12 protein-coding genes are annotated in these 15798 nt (G+C 52.4%); 7 read left to right on the top strand and 5 right to left on the bottom strand.

Features of this window, described 5'->3' with window-relative positions:
- Positions 1-385: 385 nt before the first annotated feature.
- From ACKQAD_RS08420 to ACKQAD_RS08400, 5 genes are all read left to right on the top strand, one after another.
- The gene (locus ACKQAD_RS08420) at positions 386-1102 is read left to right on the top strand and encodes a DUF3053 domain-containing protein (protein ID WP_409159744.1); all 717 of its coding nucleotides are present in this window, start codon (positions 386-388) and stop codon (positions 1100-1102) included.
- Between the two features lie 527 nt (positions 1103-1629).
- Positions 1630-3537 carry a PTS mannitol transporter subunit IICBA gene (locus tag ACKQAD_RS08415; RefSeq protein ID WP_409159743.1) on the top strand — a complete coding sequence of 636 codons (1908 nt, stop codon included), beginning with the start codon at positions 1630-1632 and terminating at the stop codon, positions 3535-3537.
- A 61-nt stretch (positions 3538-3598) separates the two neighbouring features.
- Positions 3599-4747, top strand: coding sequence for a mannitol-1-phosphate 5-dehydrogenase (locus tag ACKQAD_RS08410; protein WP_409159742.1), 1149 nt, complete (start codon positions 3599-3601; stop codon positions 4745-4747).
- Between the two features lie 117 nt (positions 4748-4864).
- Positions 4865-5431: an MltR family transcriptional regulator gene (locus ACKQAD_RS08405; protein ID WP_409159813.1), complete on the top strand. Its 567-nt coding sequence runs from the start codon at positions 4865-4867 to the stop codon at positions 5429-5431.
- A gap of 91 nt (positions 5432-5522) precedes the next feature.
- A complete protein-coding gene (locus tag ACKQAD_RS08400; protein ID WP_409159741.1) occupies positions 5523-5885 on the top strand; it encodes a YibL family ribosome-associated protein in 363 nt (120 codons plus the stop codon).
- A gap of 116 nt (positions 5886-6001) precedes the next feature.
- On the opposite strand, the gene ACKQAD_RS08395 is transcribed toward ACKQAD_RS08400, so the two are convergent.
- From ACKQAD_RS08395 to fdhD, 3 genes are all read right to left on the bottom strand, one after another.
- Entirely contained in the window at positions 6002-7891 is a 1890-nt protein-coding gene (locus tag ACKQAD_RS08395; RefSeq protein WP_409159740.1) for a methyl-accepting chemotaxis protein, read from the bottom strand.
- Positions 7892-8223: 332 nt separating this feature from the next.
- Complete coding sequence (gene sodA, locus ACKQAD_RS08390) at positions 8224-8850, bottom strand: superoxide dismutase [Mn] (RefSeq protein ID WP_409159739.1); 627 nt, start codon at positions 8848-8850, stop codon at positions 8224-8226.
- A gap of 236 nt (positions 8851-9086) precedes the next feature.
- Complete coding sequence (fdhD, locus tag ACKQAD_RS08385) at positions 9087-9920, bottom strand: formate dehydrogenase accessory sulfurtransferase FdhD (RefSeq protein WP_409159738.1); 834 nt, start codon at positions 9918-9920, stop codon at positions 9087-9089.
- Between the two features lie 220 nt (positions 9921-10140).
- Here fdhD and exaC point away from each other — a divergent pair, with 220 nt between their 5' ends.
- Together exaC and ACKQAD_RS08375 are read left to right on the top strand one after the other, a co-directional pair.
- On the top strand, positions 10141-11676 hold the full coding sequence (gene exaC, locus ACKQAD_RS08380) for an acetaldehyde dehydrogenase ExaC (protein WP_409159737.1): 1536 nt from the start codon (positions 10141-10143) through the stop codon (positions 11674-11676).
- A 213-nt stretch (positions 11677-11889) separates the two neighbouring features.
- Complete coding sequence (locus ACKQAD_RS08375; protein ID WP_409159736.1) at positions 11890-12882, top strand: acyltransferase; 993 nt, start codon at positions 11890-11892, stop codon at positions 12880-12882.
- Positions 12883-12912: 30 nt separating this feature from the next.
- Here ACKQAD_RS08375 and xylB read toward each other — a convergent pair whose 3' ends face one another.
- Positions 12913-14370 carry a xylulokinase gene (gene xylB / locus ACKQAD_RS08370; protein ID WP_409159735.1) on the bottom strand — a complete coding sequence of 486 codons (1458 nt, stop codon included), beginning with the start codon at positions 14368-14370 and terminating at the stop codon, positions 12913-12915.
- Positions 14371-14440: 70 nt separating this feature from the next.
- Positions 14441-15760 carry a xylose isomerase gene (gene xylA, locus ACKQAD_RS08365; protein WP_409159734.1) on the bottom strand — a complete coding sequence of 440 codons (1320 nt, stop codon included), beginning with the start codon at positions 15758-15760 and terminating at the stop codon, positions 14441-14443.
- Positions 15761-15798 lie beyond the last annotated feature (38 nt).

Here is a 15798-nt window from a genome sequence, read left to right as displayed (position 1 = left end):
TTCCTGTCTGTAACGACTGACTACTCCATGCGACAACCCTGTTGTCATACTTTAATTCTGTTCATTTAAGTATGGATTTACTCGCCCAGTTCCTGTGCTCGCCCTGACGGGCTGCCACAAGTGGCATTTAAAATGCGTTTGCATTTTATAGGGGGAAACACGGTAATGAGGTTCCGGTAGGGATGCTTCGCACTGTGGTAGCCCCCGGTATCTCGATCCTTAAAAGAACGGCATTATGTTGTCAGCGCTGGCCTTTTTCTGCACAGCCAGCCTGATTCGACTATGCTTATGTCGTAAAAATCTTGTCATGGAAAATCCATCGCGGGTGTGTTTTTGTCTGAATAAAGCACGGCTGGCGGGGCAGTGAGTATAACAGGAGTGGGGAATGAGAAGGCTGATGATGTACCGTTCACGCTGGCTGCTGCCAGTTCTGGTTATTCTGGCGACATTGCAACTGGCCGCCTGTGGTGACAGTGAGGCGGAGCAGCGGAAGGCATTCGTTGCGTTCCTGCAAAGCGCGCAGTCGCAGCAGGATGGGAAGCTGCCGACATTGACGGAAGAACAAAAGAAGATATTTGGCAATTTTGCCAACGATTACGCGATCTTAACTACCTTTTCTCAGCAGTTTACTCAGGCGGTATCCGGCAGTTTGACGCCAATGCTAGAGCAAATTTCCCGGATTCGCGTCCCTAAAGACTATCTGACACAGCGTGATGATCTTCGGCAATCTATCGGAGCAATGAACCTGTTGAGCCAGCATGTGCAGGCGGCGAAAGTGCAGGCGGACAATGCCCACCGGACGCTAAAACAGCCTGATGAGGTGCAGATACCTTATGAGCGGTTGTATGCACGCACGGTAATACAGCCAACTAACGCGCTGTTACCCGCCATTCCGAATGCGATTGCTTTCGCACAGAGCCTGACTCAGATCGGCGATTTCCTTCAGGCTCAGGGCGATCAGGCCGTGTTTAATGGTGCGTCTGTGCAATTCCGTACGTCGCAGCAGGTGGCGCAATATAACAGCATGGTGGCGGCGTTACCCATGCAACAGCAGAATTTAATGAATGCGCTCAGAGGGGTAAATGGTGTCAGTTCTCCCTAACCGTGTCGTTTTCCCATATTTCAGCGATGCGTTATTACGGATAGGTCTTCTGATAAGAGGATGATGGCAGGCGCAAGGGGAAAATAAATTGTGATTAACATCACATAAATAAAACAATTACACCTCTGCAAAGTGTGATTTAAATCACATATAAGGAGTCGTATTGGTCTGTAAATTGGTTTAGTTTTTCATTTATAACGGTTTTTTGTGAAGAAAATCACCTATTTGTATCGTTGATGTAGGGGGGGTGTGTGATTTTTGTCACGTTTCCGCCATGGAGTTGCGGTATGAAAACAGCGTGTTAGAGTCCGCGCTGCATACAGTAATACTGACGGAAGCAATCGGTGTTTTTATAACCGATATGTCTATAACAGTCGAGATTTGGGTCATTGCTGATATCTCGGTAAAGATAAGGCTGTCGGTCGTTGTTGCTAACCATCGCTGCGACTAACACATATTGCCACGCCGTCTCACGATAATTACCACGCGCTCTTATTGTCAGCGCGTTTCAATAGGGGGGTGTTTTTATGCTTTCACCAGATATTAAGATCAAAGTGCAAAACTTTGGTCGCTTCCTCAGCAATATGGTCATGCCCAATATTGGCGCCTTTATCGCCTGGGGTATTATTACCGCACTGTTTATTCCTACCGGCTGGATTCCCAATGAAACGTTAGCGAAGCTCGTCGGTCCGATGATTACCTATCTGCTGCCATTGCTGATTGGTTATACCGGTGGGCGTCTGGTATTCGGTGAGCGTGGTGGTGTGGTGGGAGCGATTACGACGATGGGCGTGATCGTTGGGACCGATATCCCGATGTTCCTCGGCGCCATGATCGTCGGCCCGTTGGGCGGTTGGGCGATCAAACGTTTTGACCGCATGGTCGACGGCAAGATCAAGAGCGGCTTTGAAATGCTGGTCAACAACTTCTCTGCCGGTATTATCGGTATGTTGTTGGCAATCCTGGCATTTTTGGCGATTGGTCCGCTGGTTGAAGTCTTCTCTCAGGTACTGGCTTCCGGCGTTAACCTGATGGTACAGAATAACCTGCTGCCGTTTACCTCCATCTTCGTTGAGCCGGCGAAAATCCTGTTCCTGAACAACGCCATTAACCACGGTATCTTCTCACCGCTAGGTATTCAGCAGGCGACGGAAACCGGCAAATCTATTTTCTTCCTGATCGAAGCGAACCCAGGCCCAGGTATGGGCGTGCTGATGGCCTATATGTTCTTCGGTCGCGGTAACGCGAAAGAGTCAGCGCCGGGTGCGGCGATTATCCACTTCCTGGGCGGGATTCACGAAATTTACTTCCCGTATGTGCTGATGAACCCACGCCTGATTATCGCCGTGATTCTGGGCGGGATGACTGGCGTATTTACGCTGAGCGTGCTGGGCGGTGGTTTGGTTTCTCCTGCATCTCCGGGCTCGATTCTGGCGGTGTTGGCGATGACGCCAAAAGGCGCTTACTTCGCTAACCTTGCGGCCATTGCTGCGGCCTTCGCGGTGTCCTTCATTGTGTCGGCGATTCTGCTGAAAAGCACTAAGCAAAAAGAAGAAGACCTGAGTGACGCAACGCGCCGTATGCAGGAAATGAAAGCGTCTTCTAAAGGCACGGCGACGAGCGCTGGTATCAGCGGTGACATGAGTACCGTGCGTAAAATCATCGTAGCGTGTGACGCCGGTATGGGTTCCAGTGCGATGGGGGCTGGTGTGTTGCGCAAGAAAGTGCAGGATGCCGGGCTGACCAACATTTCGGTGACCAATAGCGCGATCAACAGCCTGCCGGACGATGTGGATCTGGTGATTACACACCGTGACCTGACCGAGCGCGCGATGCGTCATGCGCCGCAGGCACAGCACATTTCGCTGACCAATTTCCTTGATAGCGGTCTGTATAGCGATCTGGCGGCGCGTCTGGTGGCTGCGCAGGGTGCCGCGCAGCCTGAAACCGTCGCGACGTCTGCCCCTGCGGCTGCCGATGAGCGGACGAACCTGTTCCAACTGGGTGCAGGCAATGTGTTCCTGAATCAGCATGCGACAGATAAAGAGCAGGCAATCCGTTTTGCTGGTGAGCAACTGGTGAAAGGCGGCTATGTCGAGCCGGAATATGTTGAAGCGATGCTGGAGCGCGAAAAGCTGACGTCTACCTATCTGGGTGAATCGATCGCGGTGCCACACGGTACGATTGAAGCGAAAGATCGCGTGCTGAAAACGGGCGTGGTCTTCTGCCAATACCCCGAAGGCGTTCGCTTTGGTGATGAAGAAGATGAGGTTGCGCGTCTGGTTATCGGTATCGCGGCGCGCAACAACGAACATATCCAGGTTATCACCAGCCTGACCAATGCGCTGGATGACGATGCGGTTATTGAACGTCTGGCGCACACCCAGGATGTTCAGGAAGTACTCGACTTACTCTCCGGTAAAAAGCGTGCCTAATTGATAGGACTAGTGCCGCCTTCGGGCGGCCTCTTTTTATGTTTTATTAAGGTTATGTCTCATGAAAGCATTACATTTTGGCGCAGGTAATATTGGCCGCGGATTTATTGGTAAATTGTTGGCGGATGCCAACGTCGAACTGACATTCGCTGACGTTAATCAGCCGCTGTTGGATGCCTTGAACAGCCGTAAAAGCTATACGGTGCGGATTGTTGGGGATAGCACACGCCTTGAAACCGTGAGCAACGTTAGCGCCGTTCACAGCGGTAGCCAGGATGCCGTGGCGCTGATTGCCGTGGCCGATCTGGTAACGACCGCGGTTGGGCCACAAATTCTGGAAAAAATCGCCGGAACTATCGCTCAGGGGTTGGTTAAGCGTCATAACGACGCCAATACCCGGCCGTTGAACATTATTGCCTGTGAAAATATGGTTCGCGGTACTAGTCAGTTAAAACAGCATGTGTTGAAACTGCTGCCGGAAGGCCATCAGGAATGGGTTGTTGAGCATGTAGGATTTGTCGATTCTGCGGTAGACCGCATTGTTCCTCCTTCTGAAGCCGGTAGCGATGATGTGCTGGCGGTGACGGTAGAAACCTTCAGTGAATGGATCGTCGATAAAACCCAGTTCTGCGGCGAGCCGCCAGCGATTCCCGGTATGGAACTGACCGACAACCTGATGGCGTTTGTCGAGCGCAAGCTCTTCACGCTCAACACTGGTCATGCGATTACGGCCTACCTCGGTCAGCAGTCGCGCCATCAAACGATTCGCGATGCGATTCTTGACCCGAAAGTCAGAGCGGTGGTCAAAGGGGCGATGGAAGAGAGCGGCGCGGTACTCATCAAACGCTATGGTTTTGATGCAGATAAGCATGTGGCCTATATCAACAAGATTCTCAGCCGTTTTGAAAACCCCCATCTGCATGATGATGTGGAACGCGTAGGCCGCCAACCCCTGCGTAAGCTGAGTGCTGGCGACCGTCTGATCAAGCCGCTGCTGGGAACGCTGGAATACCATTTGCCACATGACAACCTGATTACTGGTATTGCCGCCGCGATGCATTATCGCAGCGAACAAGATCCGCAGGCGCTCGAACTGACGGAGTTACTCCGTGCACAGGGGCCGCAGGCGGCGCTGGCACAGATTTCTGGTCTGGATGCTAACAGCGAGGTTGTCGCGCAAGCAGTGAATGTGTATAACGCCATGCAGTAATCGGCGCGTCTCGTCACCAGGCAGGTGTGGTCTTTTCGACACAATGTCATGTATATGGGCGACGTCGGGGATGGGAGGTCGCCACACCTGCTGGTAAGCATGCTGCCGAGATGGGGTATGCCGTGTGCGGGGTTAAAGAGTCGAGAAGTGACGATGGAAGAAACACAGGCGTTTGAAAACCGGGTTCTGGAAGCGCTGAACTCAGGGAAGACCGTACGCGATTTTATGCTTTGTGCTGTTGAATTGCTGGCTGAAGCGGTCAGTCTCCTGATGTTGCAGGTGTTCCGTAAAGACGACTATGCGGTGAAATATGCCGTTGAACCCTTGATGACGGGAACGGGCCCGCTGGGCGACCTTTCCGTGCGCCTGAAGCTGATTTATGGTCTGGGGATGATCAGCCGTAAAGAGTACGAAGATGCGGAGCTGTTAATAGCGCTGGGTGACGAACTGGCGCATGACGATGGTCATTACCGTTTTACCGACGATGAAATTTTGGGGCCCATCGGCGAGCTGCATTGCGTCACGGCGCTGCCCGCAGAACCCGCTTTGCCGTCGGGAGCCGACGCTGGCGATCCGCTTCTGGTGAACATGCAGCAGCAGCGCTATCAGCAGATGGTGCGTTCCACGCTGGTGTTATCCCTGACCACGCTGATTGCGCAAATTAGCCTGAAAAAGGCGTTTTAACGCGATTCCACCGTATCACATCACTGCGTCAGCCAAGAGTATAGTGTATGCTGTGCTCCGCATTGTTCTCCCGTTATACAGGTTATCTTTTATGAAAGAGCAGGAAAAAGCAGAGATTAAACGCCTTAGTGACCAATTGGATAAGCTGACGCGTAAGCAGGCCACACTGCTGGAACAAGGTGATGCTGAAGCTATCGCCCTCAATATGGAAGCGCGTGAGAAACTGACGACCGAAATTGAGCGCCTGCGTAACGTGAGAGAACAGAAACTCAGTAAAGAAGCGCAGAAACTGGCGAAGCTGCCTTTCAGCCGTGCGATTACTAAAAAAGAGCAGGCAGATATGGGGACGCTGAAGAAAAGCGTTCGCGGTTTGGTGGTGGTACACCCGATGACCGCACTGGGGCGCGAGATGGGCTTAAAAGAGATGACTGGCTACGCGCCGAAACCGTTCTGAGGTTGTTTCTCTGCGCAGACAGATGCAGGTGATGGACGCGTTAGCGTGATGGATTTGTTGATGAGGCCCCTGTTAAACAGGGGCTTTGTCGTTTCTGCTATCTTGCTGTTTTGGTATTAGCGCGGCGCGTGCAGATGATGCGTTTGGTCGGTAAACGCGATACCTGCTGGAGTATCATCATGCGGCGTGTTTGCCAGACGGAAGACGGAAACCGCCTGCTTCAGTAGTCTCGCCTGCTCTTCCAGCGAGTCGGCGGCGGCAGAGGATTGTTCAACCAATGCGGCGTTCTGCTGCGTAGTGCTATCCATCTCAACAATTGCCTGATTAATTTGGGTAATTCCCCGACTTTGCTCATCTGACGCGGTGGCGATCTCACCCATGATGTCATGTACCTGCGTGATCGAGGTGACGATGTCATCCATCGTTTTACCTGCGTTGCCGACCAGCGTCGCACCGTGTGATACCTGATTAACCGATTCAGAGATCAAGCCTTCGATTTCCTTCGCGGCCTGAGAACTGCGCTGCGCCAGATTACGGACTTCGCTGGCGACAACGGCAAAGCCACGGCCTTGTTCACCGGCGCGCGCGGCTTCCACCGCGGCGTTCAATGCCAGAATGTTGGTCTGGAAGGCAATGCTATTGATGACGGAGGTGATTTCCGCGATACGTTTAGAGCTGTTTTCAATCGCGGTCATGGTTTGCACCACGTTATTCACCTGCTCGCCACCCTGTCTTGCGGTTTGGGAAGCGCCGATAGCCAGTTGGTTGGCGTGGTGCGCGTTATCCGCATTTTGCTTAACAGTCGCAGTGAGCTGTTCCATACTGGCGGCGGTTTCTTCAACGGCAGCAGCTTGTTGCTCGGTACGTGATGACAGGTCCGTATTACCTGCGACGATCTCGCTGGAGGCGTTAGATATCTGGCTGACGCCGACGCGAATGTCGTCGATCATATTGTGCAGGTTGTTGTTCATTTTCGACATTGCACTCATCAACTGACCCAGCTCATCCTTACGCGTCGTGTTGACGGACATGGTGAGATCGCCTGTCGCGATTTTTTCAGCCATGTTCAAGGTGTTGCCCAGCGGTGTGGTGATCTGACGTGAAATGAACCAGGAAATCAGCAGGCCAAACAGTAGCGTAATCAATGCTGCAATGCTCATTTGCAGCGTGGAATTGTGAATGTCTTCCTGTGTGGTTGCCAGCTGATCGCTAAGCAGGGATTTAACCACGCTATTCAACTGGTTGGCGACAACCTGCATTTGCCCTGCCTGAGCCATCTCCTCCTGGTAGGCTGGCATGTAGGCCATAACCTGCTCTTCATAGTTGTTCAAGATTGTCAGAACGGGTGTCAGCGTTTCACGTTGTTCGGCAGACAGGCTCTGATACAGGAAGGTCAGTGACGTTTGTGCCGCATTAATGGCATCCATCAGCTTTTCTTCGGCTTCTTTATTGGTAGAAAGTAATAAACCACGAACGTGGTAGCGGACGGCAATCAGTTTTTGATTCAGGTCAGAAAGTAATAATTGAAGAGTAGTGTTGTTGTCTGCCTTTAATTGATCGTTGAGCTGTTGTAGAGGTTTTTCCGTTGTTGAAATATGCCAGCTTTCTCTGACGGCATCCTTTTTTTTCACGGCATTAATATAATTATTTTGTTTTTCCTTATAGCTGGTAATTAATTCGGGGATGTTGGCTATTTTCTTGGTGTCATTTTTCGGCCAGTTAAATTCTTTTGCCTTTTCAGCGAGTTTACTGATATTGGTAATGTGTTCGATATTCCTTTTTATATCATCAGGATTATAGGTGGTGCCGTATAATGCACGGTAATATTTAGCATGATTAATTTCATCATTAATATTGTTGCTTAAATTAACTTTATCAATACTGTCTTTCAGCGAGCTAATATACATAATGCCCGCGCCGGCAATTACCATGGTCATCAGCAGAATTAGGAAAAAGCCTAATCCTAATTTTTTACCGACTTTTAGATTGTCAAAATTCATCGCCATCACATCCCACCACTATCTGGTATTGAGTAAAATTCACTATCCCGATGCACACTAGATTAGCGGTGCTAGCATCTCGGATTACCGCTTGCCAAGCCTATTCCTGCAAAACAACATGATAAAAACCCGCAGTATATATCGGCACTTCACGCTGAAACTTTACGCACCAGTAAGCGGCGGTCTGTCGGAGAGAGGCTCAAAGATGAACCGGATATTGCCAGCATACATGTGGCTTGAAATAGGGCGGGGACAATAAAAAACTGGAACAACAGACTGTTATTCCAGTTTATATTCAAACGCAGAAGGAGCCTGATGGTATCAGGCGGCAAAAGGTTTTATTTTTTCGCGCCAGCGAAACGCGCCGCGGCTTCGTCCCAGTTCACCACGTTCCAGAATGCTTTAGCGTAATCTGGACGACGGTTCTGGAATTTCAGGTAGTAAGCGTGTTCCCAGACGTCCAGGGCAATGAGTGGGTAGCCAGAGGTACCAGAAATCGCTTCGCCCATCAGCGGGCTGTCTTGGTTTGCAGTAGACACTACGGCCAGTTTGCCGTCGTCTTTCAGAACCAGCCAGGCCCAGCCAGAACCGAAACGGGTTGCTGCTGCCTGCTCAAATTTTTCTTTAAACGCATCGACGCTACCGAAATCGCGTTCGATCGCTGCTTTCAGGTCACCACCCAGCGTCGTACCTGCTTTCAGGCCTTTCCAGAACAGGCTGTGGTTGGCGTGGCCGCCAGCGTTGTTACGCAGCGCTGCTTTTTTCTCAGCGGGGACTTTATCCAACTGCGCGATCAACTCTTCAACAGGCAATTTAGCCAGTTCAGGCAGAGATTCCAGCGCGGCATTAGTATTATTGACGTAAGCCTGATGGTGTTTGGAATGGTGGATTTCCATCGTTTCTTTGTCGAAATGCGGTTCCAGTGCGTCATAAGCATAAGGCAGCGATGGCAGTGAATAACTCATGTTTAGCATCTCCATGGTAAAAAAAATGTTACGGCACTGTAGTGTTAGTACCGCGTAAGCAATACGTTCATTATAGTTAATTAAATGATATTGAAAATGATTATTCTCGTTCTGATGTCATGAACCCTATTGCTTTACCTCGTGATAACAAACGGTTATGTCATTATTGCACTATGTAAAAACAAATTAATCTATATCCTGACGCCTGCAAACCGCGGTCACTCTTATGGTGTTGTTTACTTGCTCAGACGCTGCGGATGGGTGTAGATGGTCGCCTGTCCCGGTCGACAAAAACCGACCAGCGTCAGGTTGCAGCGCTCTGCGACTTCAACAGCCAGAGAGGTTGCCGCCGAGGCAGCAAACAGAATTTCCACGCCGCACATGGCAGACTTCTGAACCATTTCATAGCTGGCACGGCTGGAAACCAGCGCAGCGCCTTGCTGCCATCCTTGTTTCGCTCGGGTACCAAGCAGTTTATCCAGCGCGACATGACGGCCGACATCTTCGCTCCCCCCGGATAGTGTACCGTCTGGCGCGATCCAGCCCGCGGCATGCGTGCAACCCGTTATCTGACCGATCTGCTGCACGTCTCGTAGTCGCGCCAGCGCGCTATCGAGCCTACTGAGGGAAAATGTCTGCGTGAAGGGCAGTGGGGAAATGGGTTTGCCGATTTCCGCGAGCTGCTCTACGCCACATACACCGCAGCCTGTGCGACCATCCATCGCTCGGCGTCGTTCTTTTAGTCCGGCAAAGCGTCGGCTGGAAAGCTCAATCTGAACTTCGATGCCGTTACAGGCGGCCTGTATATCGATCCCGTAGATATCTGCCGATGATAGAATAATGCCTTCTGATAAGGAAAACCCGAGTGCAAACTGTTCCAGTTCTTTCGGCGAAGCCATCATGACGACATGCGATATGCCGTTGTAGACCAGCGCAACGGGCACTTCTTCCGCCAGCCAGTCAGACTGCGGTTGATGCAGCGAATCGGGATGATAGACCGAATGTTGCGTTGCGCCGTCAAGGGCGGCATCCGCGCGTAAATGAACCCCTTCCACCTGGCATACCTGCATGTTAGTAATCCTGGAAATTAAAAATATTATTTCACCGCGACCGAAGGGATGTGAATTTTTCTCGCAAGAAACTGTGCGTCAACTCGAAGAGTTGTCTTCTTCTCTGGCTGAATCCTGTCGCTAACTCAATATCCCGTATAGGCTTAATTTAACTGCTTACTGTTTGCCTCTTTTTTCACCGCGGCATGGCCGCTCACCCGGAACTGAAAAGGAGACTGAAATGGCGCATGATAATTTTGAAGGCCGACATGCATCTGACGAATACGGCTCTCTCAACCTGAAAAAACGCTATGACAATTTTATCGGCGGAGCCTGGGTTCCACCTGATGCTGGTCAGTATTTTGTCAATTTAACGCCAGTAACGGGCCAGCCGATGTGTGAAGTGGCCAGTTCATCAACACGAGATATTGACCACGCGCTGGATGCCGCTCACAAGGCAAAAGCGGAATGGGGTGGCATGTCGGTACAGGATCGGGCGTTGGTGCTTAACCGTATTGCCGACCGGATGGAGCAAAATCTTGAGCTGCTGGCGCAGGTGGAAACCTGGGATAACGGTAAACCGATACGCGAAACCAGCGGGGCGGATGTGCCGCTGGCGATTGACCACTTTCGCTATTTCGCGGCCTGTATCCGTGCGCAAGAAGGGGCGATCAGTGAAATTGACGGCGATACCGTGGCTTATCATTTTCATGAGCCTCTCGGCGTTGTCGGGCAAATCATTCCCTGGAACTTCCCTCTGCTGATGGCCTGTTGGAAGATGGCGCCTGCGCTGGCCGCCGGTAACTGTATTGTACTGAAGCCCGCCAAGCTGACGCCGATGTCGGTGCTGATTTTGATGGAGCTGATTCAGGATCTGCTGCCTGCGGGGGTCATTAATGTCGTGAATGGGTCGGGAAGCGAAATTGGCGAATACCTGGCGACGTCGAAACGCGTTGCGAAAGTGGCGTTCACCGGGTCGACCGAAGTGGGTCAGCAGATCATGAGCTATGCGGCGCAGAACGTGACGCCAGTCACGCTGGAGCTGGGCGGCAAATCGCCGAACATCTTCTTTGCTGATGTGATGGATAAGGAAGATAGCTTTTTTGACAAAGTGCTTGAAGGCTTCACGCTGTTTGCCTTCAATCAGGGAGAAGTCTGTACCTGCCCGAGCCGCGCGCTGGTGCAGGAATCTATCTACGATCGCTTTATGGAACGGGCAATCAAACGCGTTGAGGCTATTCGCATCGGCAACCCGTTGGACAGCAAAACCATGATGGGCGCACAGGTGTCAGCAGGACAGCTTGACACCATCCTTAACTATATTGATATCGGTAAAAAAGAAGGGGCGCAGGTGCTAACGGGCGGCCAACGCAAGGTGATGTCGGGCGGGCTGGCGGAAGGTTACTATCTGGAGCCGACGATATTGTTCGGTAAAAACAGTATGCGCGTCTTCCAGGAAGAAATTTTCGGGCCGGTGCTGGCGGTAACGACGTTCAAAACGATGGATGACGCGCTGGAGATAGCCAACGATACGGAATACGGTCTGGGTGCTGGCGTGTGGAGCCGTAACGGAAATATCGCTTACCGGATGGGACGCGGTATTCAGGCTGGGCGCGTTTGGACCAACTGTTACCATGCGTATCCGGCGCATGCGGCGTTTGGCGGCTACAAGCAGTCCGGTATCGGGCGTGAGAACCATAAAATGATGCTGGAACACTATCAGCAAACCAAGTGCCTTCTGGTGAGCTACTCTGATAAGCCGATGGGGCTGTTCTGATTTACTCACGCCATGCTGTTCCCGCCTGTTCTGGTGAGCACGCATGGCGTAAGCCAATAGGTTTTTTCCGTATGAGTCCGTCGTGATCGCTTAGATTTGCCCGATTGTTGAGCGCTGGTGGTTGATAATAGCAGATCGTTGATAATAGATTGTGCCAGCGCTTAACAACGGCTACGCTATTTTGAATAGCGCTTTGCTTTCAAGAGGTTGTGCATGACGGATAAGATCGGCTGGATTAATAACCTGCGGGCTCTGGCCTGCATGATGGTCGTTCTGATTCATAGCACAACGTACTCTATTACCGCAGGTGGTACGCCGGGCGATGGTCACTGGGATGTGGCGAATATCCTGAACTCTGCGTCGCGCGTCTGTGTTCCGCTGTTTTTCATGATCTCGGGTTACTTATTCTTTGGCGAGCGCAGCGCGGGGAAAAAACATTTCCTGCGTATCGGTTTATGCCTGCTTTTTTATAGTATGGTCGCGCTGATCTATATTGCGACACTCACGCCGATTAATGGTCTGAATTCATTGTACCATGCGCTGCAAAAACCGGTCTTTTATCACTTATGGTTTTTCTACGCCATTATCGTGATTTATCTGCTCTCCCCGCTTATTACCATCAAGCCAGTATCGGGCAAATATTTAGTGGTCTTGATTGTCTTATTGGCAGTTGTCGCCAACCCCAATACGGGGCGGGTGGAATTTGAAGGGTTTAAGTTACTGCCCGTGAATCTCTATATTTACGGCGATACGTTTTACTATGTGCTGTATGCCGCGCTGGGGCGTGCATTGGGAATGTTGGAAGTACCAAAGAAAATCGCGTTAGCCGCTATCCCGTTCTTTATCGCATGTGCCGCGTTGGTCGCGCTAGGGACTAAGCACCACACATTATTGAACGATACGTTTACCCAGACATTTTACATCTACTGTGGCCCGCTGGTTTTTCTGGCGGCGGTCAGCCTGCTGGTGGCGTTTAAGCACTTCTATAGCCAGCGGATTTTACCGGGCTTTGCCATCATTTCGCGCCATTCGCTGGCGATTTACGGCTTCCACGCGTTGATCATTCACTACCTGCGTACGCATGACGTGGTACTGCCATCCCACCCGGTTCTCGATATTTTGTATGTTTTCGCCATCGCGCTAGGAGCCAGCCTGCTGCTTTCGATGGCGCTACAGAAAATTGACGTGCGGCGTTGGGTGAGTTGACCGTTTGCCCGCCGTGCCGGACGAATCGTGTTACATCAACGGCTTAAGCTGCTGGTAGAGAGCCTGGAATGTGCGTCTCCGTTCGGCATAGTCGTCATGGCGCTGAGCGTCGGGTTGATGAACCTGCTCCAGCGGCAGTGGCGGCAGAAGGTCTGCCAGTGGCGTATGCGGGTGCATGGCGATTTGCGCCAAACGAGCCGCCCCCAGCGCGGGGCCAACATCTCCTCCCGTGCGGTACTCCAGCGTTTGGCCACTGATATCCGCCAGCATTTGCCGCCAGTAGGCGCTACGCGCGCCGCCGCCAATCAGCGTGATGCTGTCAGGCTTTAGCCCGGTCATATGCAGTGCGTCCATACCATCGGCAAGTGCAAATCCCACGCCTTCCAGTACCGCTTTTGCCAGTTCCAGGCGGCCGTGCTGATGGGTGAGCCCCCAGAATGCGCCTTTGGCATCGGGATTATTGTGCGGGGTACGTTCGCCGGAAAGATAGGGTAAGAACCACACCGGCGTGATTGTGTCATCGACGGGCGTCGAGGCAATTTCCTGCAACAGCGCGGGCACGCTCTCAGCATGCGTCAGATGGGCGACCCAGTCGAGGCAGGACGCGGCGCTTAATATCACGGACATCAGGTGCCAGGTATTCGGCAGCGCGTGGCAGAAGCTGTGGACAGCATGTTGTGGGTTGCTGAGAAAGCCGTCGCTGACGGCGAAGTAAACGCCGGAGGTGCCGAGAGACAGCATCGCCTGTCCGGTTTGATATAGCCCGACGCCAATTGCTCCCGCCGCGTTATCCCCACCGCCGGCAATCACGGGGACGGGATGCATACCCCAGCGGCTGGCGATGTCGGGCTTCAGATAACCGGTAATCTGGCTGCCTTCATACAGTGCGGGCATATGTTTGCGGCTCAACGCGCAGGCTTCCAGCAGGGTGTCGCTCCAGTCTCGTTTGGAGACATCCAGCCAGAGTGTGCCAGCAGCATCGGACATATCGCTGGCAAATTCTCCCGTCAGACGCCAGCGCAAATAATCTTTCGGCAGCAGGACTTTGTCGATTTGGCGAAATATCTCGCTTTCGTTTTCCTGTACCCATTTCAGTTTGGGTGCAGTGAAACCCGGCATCATCAGGTTGCCGGTAATCTGGCGCGATGTGGGCACTTGCTGTTCCAGTGTTCGGCATTGCGCGGCGCTACGTCCGTCATTCCAGAGAATCGCGGGTCGCAGCACGTTCTGGCGGGCATCCAGCAAGGTTGCCCCGTGCATTTGTCCGGTCAGCCCCAGGGCTTTCACGCTGCGAAGGCTGTGCGCGGCCGCTAACGCCTGTAGCGCCCGATCGGTTGCCAGCCACCAGTCTTCAGGCTCTTGCTCCGACCAAAGCGGATGCGGGCGGGAAATGCTCAGCGCGGCGCTATGGCTTGCAATTACTTCGCCGATTTCATCCAGCAGGATAGCTTTCACACCGGACGTACCCAGATCAATACCGATATACATAGTGGCTCCTGATAAGCCTCTGCGACAGGGCTGGATTTGTCGCAGTAGATGACGTAGTGAGCGTAGCGTTTTAGCCAAAGAGGTGGCGGTTAACCAGATTTTCCAGCAATTCTTGCTGACCACTCTGGTGTTGTGGCGCCAGTTGATGGCTTTCCGCATACTGGGCAAGTGATTCCAGCGAGGCTTTACCTTGCAGGATTTGTTGACCCAGTTCTCCGTTCCAGCCAGCATAGCGTTTAGCAACCAGTTGATTGAGTTTATCATCTTCAATCATTCTGGCGGCGGCCTTGAGCGCCAGTGCCAGCGTATCCATCGCACCGATGTGCGCATGGAAAAGGTCATAGCGATCGGTACTTTGGCGACGAACCTTGGCATCAAAGTTCATGCCTCCCGTCGTGAAGCCGCCCGCTTTGAGAATCTCATACATAATCAGCGTGTTCTCTTCCACGCTGTTAGGGAACTGATCGGTGTCCCAGCCGAGCTGTGGATCGCCGCGGTTTGCATCGACCGATCCGAAAACGCCCAGCGCGACAGCAGTAGCGATCTCATGGTGGAATGAATGGCCCGCCAGCGTCGCGTGGTTGGCTTCCACGTTGACTTTAATCTCTTTTTCCAGCCCAAACTGTTTCAGAAAGCCGTAGACAGTGGCGACATCGTAGTCGTACTGGTGCTTGGTGGGTTCCTGCGGCTTCGGCTCAATGAGCAGCGTGCCCTGAAAGCCGATTTTGTGTTTATGTTCGACGACCATCTGCATGAAGCGGCCAATCTGCTCACGCTCCTGACGCAGGTCGGTATTGAGCAGGGTTTCATAGCCTTCGCGCCCGCCCCACAGCACATAATTCTCGCCACCCAGTTTTTTGGTCGCGTTCATGGCCGTGAACACCTGCGTGGCCGCCCAGGCAAAGACATCCGGGTCAGGGTTGGTGGCCGCACCTGCACCATAGCGGGGATGGGTGAAGCAGTTGGCGGTGCCCCACAGCAGCTTCACGCCGCTATCCTGCTGCTTTTCCGCCAGCACATCGGTGATAACCGCAAAGTTATGCAGATACTCTTTCAGTGAGTTCCCTTCTGGTGCGACATCGACGTCATGAAAGCAGTAGTAAGGCACATCCAGCTTTTGAAAGAATTCGAAGGCGATATCCGTTTTGCGCTTTGCCAGCTCCAGCGCGTCGCCTGACTGCTGCCACGGTCGGGCAAAGGAGCCGACGCCGAACATATCCGCGCCGTTCCAGCAGAATGTGTGCCAATACGCGACAGCAAAACGCAAATGGTCCGCCATACGTTTACCGAGAATTTCCTGGTCGGGATTGTAGTGACGAAAGGCGAAGGGATTGTCGCTTTGGCTACCTTCATAACGGACTTTTTCGATCTGTTCAAAATAGGCTTGCATCGTTAACTCCTTAGAACCACCCAGACGGAAGAGACGGG

Origin of the sequence: Pectobacterium artocarpous (assembly GCF_046159765.1) — a bacterium.
GTDB lineage: Bacteria > Pseudomonadota > Gammaproteobacteria > Enterobacterales > Enterobacteriaceae > Pectobacterium.
The sequence above is the reverse complement of the archived record's forward strand: the minus strand, read 5'-3'. Positions and strand labels throughout refer to the sequence as shown.

Bases quoted from the DNA above. Each gene is read 5' to 3' on its own strand.
- ACKQAD_RS08420 (WP_409159744.1), top strand. From the start codon at position 386: ATGAGAAGGCTGATGATGTACCGTTCACGCTGGCTGCTGCCAGTTCTG.
- ACKQAD_RS08415 (WP_409159743.1), top strand. From the start codon at position 1,630: ATGCTTTCACCAGATATTAAGATCAAAGTGCAAAACTTTGGTCGCTTC.
- ACKQAD_RS08410 (WP_409159742.1), top strand. From the start codon at position 3,599: ATGAAAGCATTACATTTTGGCGCAGGTAATATTGGCCGCGGATTTATT.
- ACKQAD_RS08405 (WP_409159813.1), top strand. From the start codon at position 4,865: ATGCCGTGTGCGGGGTTAAAGAGTCGAGAAGTGACGATGGAAGAAACA.
- ACKQAD_RS08400 (WP_409159741.1), top strand. From the start codon at position 5,523: ATGAAAGAGCAGGAAAAAGCAGAGATTAAACGCCTTAGTGACCAATTG.
- ACKQAD_RS08395 (WP_409159740.1), bottom strand. From the start codon at position 7,891: ATGGCGATGAATTTTGACAATCTAAAAGTCGGTAAAAAATTAGGATTA.
- sodA (WP_409159739.1), bottom strand. From the start codon at position 8,850: ATGAGTTATTCACTGCCATCGCTGCCTTATGCTTATGACGCACTGGAA.
- fdhD (WP_409159738.1), bottom strand. From the start codon at position 9,920: ATGCAGGTATGCCAGGTGGAAGGGGTTCATTTACGCGCGGATGCCGCC.
- exaC (WP_409159737.1), top strand. From the start codon at position 10,141: ATGGCGCATGATAATTTTGAAGGCCGACATGCATCTGACGAATACGGC.
- ACKQAD_RS08375 (WP_409159736.1), top strand. From the start codon at position 11,890: ATGACGGATAAGATCGGCTGGATTAATAACCTGCGGGCTCTGGCCTGC.
- xylB (WP_409159735.1), bottom strand. From the start codon at position 14,370: ATGTATATCGGTATTGATCTGGGTACGTCCGGTGTGAAAGCTATCCTG.
- xylA (WP_409159734.1), bottom strand. From the start codon at position 15,760: ATGCAAGCCTATTTTGAACAGATCGAAAAAGTCCGTTATGAAGGTAGC.